This is a genomic window from Streptosporangium sp. NPDC020072 (assembly GCF_040631445.1).
Classification (GTDB): Bacteria; Actinomycetota; Actinomycetes; order Streptosporangiales; family Streptosporangiaceae; genus Streptosporangium.
In genome coordinates this window covers 281,506-292,397 of the sequence record NZ_JBEYAB010000004.1, presented here as the reverse complement: position 1 = coordinate 292,397, position 10,892 = coordinate 281,506, and the positions used below count along the sequence as shown (strand labels likewise).

At 69.4% G+C, this 10,892-nt stretch carries 9 protein-coding genes and 1 riboswitch; of the genes, 1 reads left to right on the top strand and 8 read right to left on the bottom strand.

Annotation, left to right across the window (positions count from 1 at the left end):
* Nucleotides 1-400 precede the first annotated feature (400 nt).
* Nucleotides 401-1,036 (bottom strand): amino-acid N-acetyltransferase, encoded by a 636-nt coding sequence (locus tag ABZ470_RS10960; RefSeq protein WP_362911189.1) that lies wholly within the window; start codon nucleotides 1,034-1,036, stop codon nucleotides 401-403.
* 334 nt (nucleotides 1,037-1,370) lie between these two features.
* Nucleotides 1,371-1,522: riboswitch (cyclic di-AMP (ydaO/yuaA leader) on the top strand.
* A 5-nt stretch (nucleotides 1,523-1,527) separates the two neighbouring features.
* On the opposite strand from ABZ470_RS10960, the gene ABZ470_RS10955 reads away from it, so the two are divergent.
* Complete coding sequence (locus ABZ470_RS10955) at nucleotides 1,528-2,577, top strand: NlpC/P60 family protein (protein WP_362781041.1); 1,050 nt, start codon at nucleotides 1,528-1,530, stop codon at nucleotides 2,575-2,577.
* Between the two features lie 170 nt (nucleotides 2,578-2,747).
* On the opposite strand, the gene ABZ470_RS10950 is transcribed toward ABZ470_RS10955, so the two are convergent.
* The 7 genes from ABZ470_RS10950 to ABZ470_RS10920 form a co-directional block, all read right to left on the bottom strand.
* On the bottom strand, nucleotides 2,748-2,948 hold the full coding sequence (locus ABZ470_RS10950) for a LuxR C-terminal-related transcriptional regulator (RefSeq protein WP_352014153.1): 201 nt from the start codon (nucleotides 2,946-2,948) through the stop codon (nucleotides 2,748-2,750).
* Nucleotides 2,949-3,619: 671 nt separating this feature from the next.
* The gene (gene lysX / locus ABZ470_RS10945) at nucleotides 3,620-5,122 is read right to left on the bottom strand and encodes a bifunctional lysylphosphatidylglycerol synthetase/lysine--tRNA ligase LysX (protein WP_352014106.1); all 1,503 of its coding nucleotides are present in this window, start codon (nucleotides 5,120-5,122) and stop codon (nucleotides 3,620-3,622) included.
* 66 nt (nucleotides 5,123-5,188) lie between these two features.
* Nucleotides 5,189-5,971 carry a type III pantothenate kinase gene (locus ABZ470_RS10940; RefSeq protein ID WP_352014107.1) on the bottom strand — a complete coding sequence of 261 codons (783 nt, stop codon included), beginning with the start codon at nucleotides 5,969-5,971 and terminating at the stop codon, nucleotides 5,189-5,191.
* Nucleotides 5,971-8,511 (bottom strand): L-aspartate oxidase, encoded by a 2,541-nt coding sequence (locus ABZ470_RS10935; protein WP_362911188.1) that lies wholly within the window; start codon nucleotides 8,509-8,511, stop codon nucleotides 5,971-5,973. The genes ABZ470_RS10940 and ABZ470_RS10935 overlap by 1 nt, the downstream gene beginning before the upstream one ends.
* A 110-nt stretch (nucleotides 8,512-8,621) precedes the next feature.
* On the bottom strand, nucleotides 8,622-9,413 hold the full coding sequence (locus ABZ470_RS10930) for an SDR family NAD(P)-dependent oxidoreductase (protein WP_352014109.1): 792 nt from the start codon (nucleotides 9,411-9,413) through the stop codon (nucleotides 8,622-8,624).
* Nucleotides 9,414-9,523: 110 nt separating this feature from the next.
* On the bottom strand, nucleotides 9,524-10,045 hold the full coding sequence (locus ABZ470_RS10925) for a hypothetical protein (protein WP_362911187.1): 522 nt from the start codon (nucleotides 10,043-10,045) through the stop codon (nucleotides 9,524-9,526).
* 34 nt (nucleotides 10,046-10,079) lie between these two features.
* On the bottom strand, nucleotides 10,080-10,883 hold the full coding sequence (locus ABZ470_RS10920) for an SRPBCC domain-containing protein (RefSeq protein WP_362911186.1): 804 nt from the start codon (nucleotides 10,881-10,883) through the stop codon (nucleotides 10,080-10,082).
* Nucleotides 10,884-10,892 lie beyond the last annotated feature (9 nt).

Genomic DNA, 10,892 nt, shown 5'->3' with positions numbered 1-10,892 from the left:
GCTGACCGTAGTCCTGGCCGTAGGAGGGCTGAGCGGCCTGCTGACCGTAACCGGGCTGGGCGGCCTGCTGGCCGTAACCCTGCTGCTGGCCGTACCCGGGCTGGGTCTGCCCAGGTCCGGTGTTCGGCTGTGAGGCCTCCGATCGATATCCCACGACTGTCACATCGGGATCGAGTTCTCCGGGGGCTCGACCCGCGTTCTGTCCGTATTGCGGATGCCCCGACGGTGTGCGGTCGCGCTCGGGATCATCCTGCGGATACGGTGGCTGTCCGGTGCTCACCGCGTCACCTCACTTCGACTGCGCATGTGGCACATGTCAGACTCACATGCTTGCTGGTGCACAACGTATCGACATAGGTAACAACAGTCACCTTTCCGATCAGTCAGCACCACGGTCAAGCTAGTGGCCCCGCGGTGTCAGATGGAGCAGCATCCGGGTGTTTCCCAAGGTGTTCGGCTTGACGTGCTCCAGATCAAGGAACTCTGCCACACCTTCGTCATAGGAGGCGAGAAGTTCCGCGTAGACCTCCGGCGCGACGGGTGTGCCCTGGATCTGCCTGAATCCGTGTCTCGCGAAGAAATCGATCTCGAAGGTGAGACAGAAGACCCTGCGCAGTCCGAGGTCTCCGGCGACGCCGATGAGACGGGAGACGATCCGGTGGCCGATTCCCATACCCCGGCAGTCGGGATCGACGGCGACCGTGCGAATCTCGGCCAGGTCCTCCCACAGGACGTGCAGTGCTCCACAGCCGACGACCTTTCCCGCCACGTCGGCCACCCAGAACTCCTGGATGTCCTCATAAAGGGTGACGGTCGCCTTCTCCAGCAGGCGCGGCCCCGCTCCGGCGTAGGTGTCGACCAGGCGGCGGATGGCGCGGACGTCCGGCGTCCTGGCCCTGCGCACCGTGATCTCCGCCGACGATCCTTCCGGGACGTCGCCGGAGACCGCCGCCGACTCCCCTTCCGGGGCCTCCGGGGAAACCTCGTCCCGGCCGGGTACGGCCCGCACCGGGGACTGTTGCGCAACCTGCTCCATGACTGATCAGAGTACGTCCTCGTCACCGCTTGTTTACGGCCTGCCCTTATCTCGGCCGCAGGGTCCGCCGGATGAATCTCGCCGTCTTCTTCGCGCCCCGGGAGGCCGCCCGGCGGGCGTGCCTCGACCGGCCCCGTCCGAAGGCCCGGACCTGCGAGAATCTCCGCCCCCGTGCCAGGGGAGGCGGATGCCCGGCGTGGCACATATGTCGATCATGAAATTGCGTGACCCGACCGTGACATTTCAGTTGCGAAAGCTCCACCGGCTTCACAGTTCTGGTTGAGCATGAACCGCCAATTGCACTAATGTCCGTCCTCGATGTCAGCACCCGTAAAGTGCTGCGCCGCCGAATCCCCGACTCGGGGAACCGGGGACCCACCCTCCAGCCGTCCCCCGGGGTGAATCCGATGTGCCACCGGCGCCTCGGTAGGGCTGCCTCCGGCCCGAACCCGTCAGCTAACCCGGTAGGCGGCCGAGAGAGGAGCCTGTTGGTGAAGCGCACGCGCAACCGTGGGAGAGAGAGCGCGGGCGGGAACGCCCGCCATCGAGAACACCGGGTGCGCAGGCCGCGGCACAAGGTGGTGATCGCCGGGCTCGCCTTCGCCTCCCTGCTCCTCGGCGCCCCCTTCGCCGCGACCGCGGAGCCGAAACCGAGTCTGCAGGAGCTCGCCAAGCAGGCTGAGAAGCTGCACACCGAGATCGAGACGCTCACCGAGCAGTACAACGGCGGGCGGGTCAAGCTCAAGCAGGCGCAGCGCGCCGCGGAGAGCGCGAAGAAGACCCTCGCCGCCAGCGAGTCACAGCTGGCCGAGCGGCGCACCAAGGCCACCCTGCTCGCCCAGAGCACCTACATGGCGGGTGGGCTCGCCTCGGCGCTGGCCTTCACCCAGTCGTCCAACCCGGACACCTTCCTCGACCAGGCCACCACGAACTACGCGCTCCAGCAGCAGCAGAGCGAGGAGGTCGCGCAGGTCAGCAAGGCGATCGAGACCGCCCAGCGCGCGCAGGCCAGCGCCAAGGCCCGCACCGACGAGGTCAAGGACCTCCTGTCCGACCTCGGTGACCGGCGGACCAAGATCGAACGGCTGGTGAAGCGGGTCGAGAGCGACCTGTTCAGCGAGGTGCGTTCGCAGGCCGGGCGCAACCGGGGCAGCCGGGTCAAGGTCAACGTGCCGATCATCGGCTCGGGCAAGGCCGCCGAGGCCGCCCGCTGGGCCCTCACCCAGCAGCTCAAGCCGTACGTGTGGGGGGCCGAGGGCCCCAACTCCTTCGACTGCTCCGGCCTGGTGATGTGGGCCTACCAGAAGGTCGGCATCAGCCTGCCGCACTACACGGGCGACCAGTGGACCGCGGGCACCCACATCTCCTCAAGGAGCGACCTGCGCCCGGGAGACCTCGTCTTCTTCTACAGCGACCTGCACCACGTCGGGATCTACATCGGCGCGGGCCTCATGGTCCACGCGCCGCAGACCGGCGACGTCATTCACATCGCCCCGATCGACAACCGTCCCTTCGCGGGCGGGGTGCGCATCGCCGACTGAGCCGCCTGAACCGCCCGGACCGCCTGAACCGGCTGGGCCGGCCGGACCGCCCCGAACCGCCGACGGCGGTTCGGGGAAGGACGCACCCGGGTCGCGTACGGCCACAGCGGCCCCTCAGGGGGCCCCTGCCGTACGCGGGGGCCCGGGACGGCTTCGGGTAAGGGCTCGCCTCAGATGAGGCGTCTGCGGGCCGCCCAGGCGACCGCCTCGATGGCCGTCGCCACGCCGATGCGGTCGCAGATTCCGCGGAGTCTACGGCGGACCGTTCTTCCGCTGATGTCGAGGCGGCGTCCGACCCGGTCGACCGTGACGCCCTTGGCCAGCTCCGCCAGCAGCACGAGATCCTCATCTGTGAGGCCGACCTCGCCCATGCCCAGGAGGCTGTCGCCGCGACGGGAATCCACTTCGGGATATGCCATCTGGAGTCGCTCCCCCCGCACCTGCTAATCGAGGCGTGAGTTGTCTGGAATCAGTGTCGCCCGTCAGGAACGGTAAACGGCTTGTTCAAAGGTCGTCAAGTTCCACACTTCATAGAGGTAGCACGCGCTGTTGACATAGTGGTCGCTACGTGAAGTACTCATGATATGTCGGCGCCTTTATGGTTAAGTCACGGACAAGTCAGGGTCCGTGGCCGGGGGCGCCCGCCGCGCGCCACGTCCTCGCAGACCAAGGTTTCGCCGGAGCCCCGCCGACCACGGCCCCGGCGCCGGTCGGCCGTATGGTTATGACCTATATGTGAATTTCGCCGGAAAAAGTGGAGCCCTTCCGCGCGCTTCGCCGAGCGCCTCACTACCCCTTGACGTGGCGGTTGGAAACCCTCCGCAATGGGAGGATGCCATGCCCCAGATTTACGGCATTCGGCGCAAATCTGGCGTAACGTGCCGTTTACCGTACGGTATCGAACACACTGGAAATAGAGTTTCCGTCCTCCGTTTGGCCCCAATCAAATCACCGGGCTCCGGGTCCCCACATGAGACCGGGCCCGCCGCCCGGCCCGCCGTGAGGGGAGCCGGGCAACGGGCCCGGTGCAGGGAAGGAAGGGTCAGCCCGTGGGCTTGACCAGCGGGAACAGGATGGTCTCGCGGATGTTCTTACCGGTGAAGGCCATGATCAGACGGTCCACGCCGACCCCCACGCCACCCGTCGGCGGCATGGCGTACTCAAGGGCCGTGAGGAAGTCCTCGTCGAGCTGCATGGCCTCCGGGTCGCCGCCCGCGGCGAGCAGGGACTGCTCGGTGAGGCGGCGGCGCTGCTCGATCGGGTCGCTCAGCTCCGAGTAACCGGTGCCGAGCTCGGTGCCGAACCCGATCAGGTCCCACTTCTCGGTCAGCAGCGGGTTGTCCCGGTGCGTCCTGGCCAGCGGGGAGGTCTCCAGCGGGTAGTCCATGACGAACGTCGGCTGGACGAGGGTGTGCTCGACGAGCTCCTCGAACAGCTCCTGCACGAGCTTGCCCTGACCCCACTTGGCGTCCCAGTGGATGTCGCGCGCGTCGGCGAGCTTGCGGACCTGGTCGAGCGGGGTCTCGGTCGTGACCTCCTCGCCGAGTGCCTCGGAGACCGAGCCGTAAACGGTGACCCTCGGCCACACCGGCAGCCCCAGGTCGATCTCCTGGCCGTCGTGGACCACCACGGAGTGCCCGAGGGCGGCCACGACCGCCCGCTGGATCATCCGCTGGGTCAGGTCGGCGATCCCGTTGTAGTCGAGATAGGTGCCGTAGGCCTCCATCATCGTGAACTCGGGGTTGTGGGTGGCGTCCGCGCCCTCGTTGCGGAAGTTGCGGTTGATCTCGAAGACCTTCTCGATGCCGCCCACCACGAGCCGCTTGAGGTAGAGCTCGATCGCGATGCGAAGGTAGAGCTCCATGTCGTAGGCGTTGATGTGGGTCCTGAACGGCCTGGCCGCCGCCCCGCCGTGGATCGGCTGGAGCATCGGCGTCTCGACCTCCAGGAACCCCTCCTCGTGCCAGAAGTCACGGATGGACCGCACGACCGCGCTGCGGGTGTAGGCCATCTTGCGCGCCTCGTCGTTGACGATGAGGTCCACGTAGCGCTGGCGGACCCGCGCCTCGGGGTCGGTGAGCCCGGCGTGCTTGTCCGGCAGCGGGCGCAGGCACTTGGAGGTGATCGTCCAGCTGTCGGCCAGGATCGACAGCTCGCCCCTGCGGGAGGTGATGACCTCGCCCACGACGCCGATCTGGTCGCCGAGGTCGACGTCGCGCTTCCACGCCGCCAGGGACTCCTCGCCGACCCGGTCCAGGGAGATCATGACCTGGAGGTCGGCCGAGCCGTCGCGGATCGTGGCGAAGCAGAGCTTGCCGCCCGTGCGCGACAGCATGACCCGACCGGTGACGCCCACCCTGTCGCCGGTCGCGGTGTCGGCGTCGAGGCCGGCGTATTTCTCGCGGACATCGCCGTTGGTCGCGGTGCGCGGGAAGTTCACCGGGTACGGCTCGACGCCCTCCGAACGGAGGCGGTCGAGCTTCTCCCGGCGCACGCGCATCTGCTCCGGCAGATCGTCGGCTGGGGTGGTCACTTCATCGGTCACAGGACAAGGTTACCGATGTCCGCCAGAGGGTGTTTCCCGCTTTTTCTCCGCGAAGGAGACCGGGCCTCAGGTGGTGTTGCGGTGGTAGATGAGCCGCAGGCCGATCAGCGTGAGCCACGGTTCGTGCACGTCGACCGAGCGCGCCTCGCTGACCACCAGGGGCGCCGCGCTGCCGGTGGCGACGACGGTGACCTCGTCGGGGTCGTCGGCCAGTTCGGCCGCCATCCGCTCGACGATGCCGTCCACCTGCCCGGCGAAGCCGTAGATGATGCCCGCCTGCAGCGCCTCGACCGTGTTCTTGGCGATCACCGAGCGCGGCCGGATCAGCTCGACCTTGTGCAACTGCGCCCCGGCCGCGGCCAACGCGTCCACCGAGATCTCGATGCCGGGGGCCGTGACCGCCCCGACGTACTCGCCCTTGGCCGAGACCGCGTCGAAGGAGGTGGCGGTGCCGAAGTCGACGATGACGCACGGCCCGCCGTACAGCTGGATGGCGGCCAGGGCGTTGACGATCCGGTCGCTGCCGACCTCCTTCGGGTTGTCCATCCTGACCGGGACCCCGGTGCGGATGCCCGGCTCGACGATCACGGCGGTGACGTCGCCGTAGTAGCGGCGGCACATCTCCCGCATCTCGTTGAGCACGGACGGCACGGTCGAGCAGAGCACGATGCCGTCGACGTCGGTGCCCTTGAGCAGCGGCGACTGCCCGAGCAGCCCCTGCAGCACGACCGCGATCTCGTCGGCGGTGCGCCGGGCGTCGGTGGCGATCCGCCAGTGCTCGATGACCTCCTCGCCCTCGAACAGGCCGAGGACGGTATGGGTGTTACCGACATCGATGGCGAGCAGCATCAGTTCCCCCGAAGGTCCAAGGCGATGTCAAGGGCCGGCGCCGAGTGGGTGAGCGCGCCAACGGCAAGATAGTCAACCCCTGTTTCGGCTACGTCACGAGCCGATTCCAAGGTCAACCCGCCGCTGGCCTCAAGCCGGGCCCTGCCCGCGACCAGCCGTACGGCCCGCGACATCTCCTCGACGGTGAAGTTGTCCAGCAGGACCTCCTCCGCCCCCTCGGTGAGGACCGGCTCGATCTGGTCGATCCTGTCCACCTCGACCTCGATCGGCAACCCCGGGTAGGCGTCCCTGACCGCGCGGAAGGCCTCGGCCACCCCGCCCGCGGCCACCACGTGGTTGTCCTTGATCAACGCGGCGTCCGAAAGGGACATGCGGTGGTTGACGCCGCCGCCGCAACGCACCGCGTACTTCTCCAGCGCCCGTAGCCCGGGAAGCGTCTTGCGGCTGTCCCTGATCCGTGCGCCCGTGCCCTCGACGGCCCGCACCCACCGGTCGGTCAGGGTGGCCACGCCGGACAGGTGGGTGAGCAGGTTGAGCGCCGTGCGCTCGGCCGTGAGCAGGCCGCGGGCCGGGCCGGAGACGGTCATCAGCACGTCACCCCGCGCCACCCGTTCGCCGTCCTTGGCCACGCGTTCGACCGTCAGGCGGCTCCCGCCCACACGGGCGAACACCCCTTCGGCCACGGCCAGTCCGGCCACGACGCCGTCGGCCCTGGCGACCACGTCGGCGGTGGCGGTCAGCCCCTCGGGGATCGTGGCGAGGCTGGTGACGTCACCGGCCTCCTGGAGGTCCTCGGCCACGGCGACCTCGATCAGCGCCGCGACCTCGGCCGGTTCGACGCCCGCCTCGGCCAGGGCCGCCTCGACCCGCGGCGGCAGCGCGTCGGAGCCTCGTCCGTGCGGCACATATGTCATGGTCGTTCCCTCCGCTGTCAGGGTCACGTCGAGGTGCCCGAGCCACCATTCATCGTTCCGTCCGGCGAAGTCATCACGCCAGTGCGACCCGCGGGTCTCCTCCCGGTCGCGGGCCGCGGCGACCAGCGCGGAGGCGACCGTCAGCAGGTTCGTGGTCTCCCACGACTCCGTGCACGGCTCGACCGCGACCGGGGTCCACCGGACGTTCAGCAGCGCCTTGGCGGTCTCGCCCAGGGAGGCGCCGCTGCGCAGCACCCCCGCGCCCATGCTCATGTGCCCCTGGATCCTGGGCCTGGCCCTGGGGTCGATCAACCCGGCCTGGCGTCCGTCGTCGACGGGCTCACCGGGCGCGGGCCGTACGGCGCGCTCGGCGTGGATGTCGTCGGCGATGCGGCGGGCGAACACCAGGCCTTCGAGCAGGGAGTTCGAGGCCAGCCGGTTGGCGCCGTGCACCCCGGTGCAGGCGACCTCTCCGCAGGCGTACAGGCCGGGCACGCTGGTACGGCCCCGCAGGTCGGTCCTGACGCCTCCGCTGGCGTAGTGGGCGGCCGGGGCGACGGGGATGGGCTGGGTGACCGGGTCGATCCCGTGTTCGAGGCAGACCGCGAGGATCGTCGGGAAGCGGGTGCGCCACTTCTCCGCGCCGAAGTGCCTGGCGTCGAGATACATGTGGGCGGCGCCGGTCTCACGCATCCGCCGCGTGATCGCCTTGGCCACGACGTCGCGGGGAGCCAGGTCGGCCAGTTCGTGGACGCCCTTCATGAAGCGGTCGCCCTCGGCGTCGATCAGGACGGCGCCCTCGCCCCTGACCGCCTCGGAGATCAGCGGCTGCTGGCCGGTTGAGTCCTCTCCGAGCCAGAGCACGGTCGGGTGGAACTGGACGAACTCCACGTCCCTGACCACGGCCCCGGCCCGCAGCGCGAGCGCGACGCCGTCCCCGGTCGAGACGACGGGGTTGGTGGTCGCGGCGTAGACCTGGCCCATGCCTCCGGTGGCCAGCACAACGGCGCGGGCCCTGACGGCGCCGACGCCGTCGCGTTCGCCCTCTCCCATGACGTGCAGGGTCACCCCGGTGGCCCGGCCGTCGGCGTCCTTGAGCAGGTCGAGCACCAGGGCGTGCTCGATGACCTGGATGGACGACTCGCCGACGGCCTTGACCAGCGCCCGCTGCACCTCGGCCCCGGTCGCGTCGCCGCCCGCGTGCACGATGCGGTCGCGGCGGTGGCCGCCCTCCCTGGTGAGCTGCAGCTCACCCGTTTGGTCGGTGTCGAACCTGGCGCCGGTCGCGATCAGCTCGCGCAGCGCGTCCGGCCCCTCGGTGACCAGGACGCGTACGGCCTCCTCCTCGCACAGGCCGACGCCGGCGACGAGGGTGTCCGACAGGTGCTCCTCGGGGGTGTCGGCCGGGTCGAGCACGGCGGCGATGCCGCCCTGGGCCCAGCGCGTCGAGCCCGCCGAGAGCACGTCCTTGGTGACGACCAGGACCTTCGCGCCGGGGTCGAGGGCGGCGGCGCGCAACGCGAGGGTCAGCCCCGCTACGCCTGAACCGACCACGACGACGTCGGCCTCGACTATCCAGCCCGGTGGGGGCGCGGTCAACTTCAGGGGAATGGCCGGGATCGTCACTGCCGCCTCCTTGTGGGGATCGCTAGAGGCACCTCTATTTCGTCAATGTGACGATAACGCCCTCCCGAAAACCCTTGTTCCCCGGGTCCCCCTTTTCGGTCGTCCCGTTCTCAGGGGGCCGGGGGAAGCATGGAGCGGCGGCCGGGGGCGGCCGGGGACTGGGTGGTCATGCCTCCGTCGACGACGAGGACCTGCCCCGTCAGGTAGCGCGACTCGTCGGAGGCCAGGAAGACCATGACGTGGCCGATGTCCTCGGGGGTGCCGAGGTAGGGCAGGGCGTTGAGGCGCAGGAGGTCGTCCACGACGTTCCGCGGGAGGTTGTCCAGCAGCGCCGGGGTGACCACCGCCCCCGGCGCCACGGCGTTGCAGCGCACGCGGTGCGGGCCGTACTGCACGGCGATCGACTTGGTGAGGTTGATGACGGCGGCCTTCACCGCGCCGTAGGAGATCTGCAGGACGTCCCCGACCAGTCCGGCCACCGAGGCGGTGTTGACGATCGAGCCGCCACCGGCCTCGATCATGTGGGGAAGGGCGTACCGGCAGCCCAGCAGGGTGCTGCGCACGTTGAGGGCGACGGCCCGGTCGAACTCGGCCATGTCCAGCCGCAGCAGGTCCAGGTCGGTGCGCGGGTCCGTGCCGCCGACGTGGTTGCAGAGCACGTCCAGGCGGCCGAACTCGGCGACCGTGGCGCCGACCATGGCGGCCACGGAGCCCTCGTCCATGACGTCGACCGACACCGCGAGGCCGCCGTCGATCATGTCGGCCGTCTCCCTGGCGGCCTGTCCGTCACGGTCCGCCACGGCGACCCGGGCGCCCTGCGCGCCCATCAGCAGCGCGGCGGCGCGGCCGATGCCGCTGCCCGCCCCGGTGACCAGCGCGACCTTCTCCTTGAGGCGGTCCATTCGCTCCCCCGATCAACTAGTCCTATTTATGAGACTAAAGGGGCATTTGTCGGCTTTATCGATCGCGTGTGGGCGACCCGCCCCCCGACGGGTCGCCTGTCGTCGGGGAATCAGGCGCTCAGGGCCGTCTCCGCCGTACGGAGGGCGTGGTCGGGCAGCAGGGCCAGGAGTTGCCGGGTGTGGCCGGGGATCTCCACCTCCGCGAGGCCCTTGAGGAGGACCCTCAGCGGCATGGGCTGGTCGACGAGGACCGTGCCGTTGGACAGCAGCAGGGTGGGCACCTCCGTGTCGAGTTCGGCGTCGCTCAGCGTGGACCCGGCGAGCGCGCACAGGGCCTCCCCCTGGAACCGGATCCGCTCCCGGAGCCCGGCGTCGCCGCCGGAGAGCGCGATGACGCGGTCGAGGTTCCAGGCGTAGAGCGCCGCGCGGTTGTCGTAGGTCGCGTCCACCCCCGCCGCGACGTCGGAGACGGTGGCGAGGGTGACGGCGTTGACGATGACGACGTGCGCCAGGATCTGTTCGGCGCCCCATTCGTCAGGTGGCGGAGCGGGTCTCATGCCGGAGTCCGCGACCGTGGCCGCGGCTTCGAGCAGGTCACGGCAGGCGTCTCTGAGCGGGGTCGTGTCGAGCATCTCTTCCTCCTGATGGGTCCGGAACGTACAGGGGTCAGACCTCCAGCCGGGGCATGTCCCACGGAGCCTGCGGGAGGGCCTCGCCGGTTTCGAGCAGGGTCTTGAGTCCGGCCAGCACGGCGGGCCAGCCGTGCGCGATGCCGCGGTACATCTCCCGGTCGGGGAGCTTCTCGTGGGTCACGGCCAGACGGACGATGTCCTGGTGCGGTTCGATGACGAAGGTGACGACCGACGCCTCCCGGTCGGCACCGGGTTCGTCCTCGAAGGTGATGACCAGGCGTCTCGGGGGTTCGGCCTCAAGCACCTCGCCGACGACCGCGACGGTGTCCGATCCGTCGAGGCGCCGGTGCTCCCAGGTCGAGCCGGGCAGCCAGTCCGAGACGTTGGCGTGGTACCAGTAACGCGCCGTCAGATCCGCGTCCGTCAGCGCCCGCCACACCTGCTCCGCCGTCGCGCGGATGTAGGTGACGTAGACATAGCTCGGCATGGATGTGGATTCGTCGGTCATGGCGTACTCCTCTGCCCTGTCCTTGATGGCGGTCAACGCCCGCAGGCGCGGTTGGTCGAATCCCGAGATCCACCGCTGCTCGATCTCGTGGATCGGCACCGGGTTGAGGTAGTGAAGCCGCTCCCTGCCGCGCCGTACGACCGTGACGAGGTTGGCCCGCTGGAGGATGTCGAGGTGCTGGGTCGCCGACTGGCGTGCCATGTCCAGACACTCACACAGCTCACGCAGCGTCTGGCCGTTGTGCTCACGCAGCCTGTCGAGCAGGAGCCGCCGGGTGGAGTCGGCCAGCGCCTTGAACGCCAGGTCCATCTCTGTCGCTTCGGGCTTCACGGCCCAATT

Coding starts and splice junctions, on each gene's coding strand:
- ABZ470_RS10960 (WP_362911189.1), bottom strand. CDS start 1,036: ATGGAGCAGGTTGCGCAACAGTCCCCGGTGCGGGCCGTACCCGGCCGG.
- ABZ470_RS10940 (WP_352014107.1), bottom strand. CDS start 5,971: ATGCTGCTCGCCATCGATGTCGGTAACACCCATACCGTCCTCGGCCTG.
- ABZ470_RS10925 (WP_362911187.1), bottom strand. CDS start 10,045: ATGCTCGACACGACCCCGCTCAGAGACGCCTGCCGTGACCTGCTCGAA.
- ABZ470_RS10930 (WP_352014109.1), bottom strand. CDS start 9,413: ATGGACCGCCTCAAGGAGAAGGTCGCGCTGGTCACCGGGGCGGGCAGC.
- ABZ470_RS10950 (WP_352014153.1), bottom strand. CDS start 2,948: ATGGGCGAGGTCGGCCTCACAGATGAGGATCTCGTGCTGCTGGCGGAG.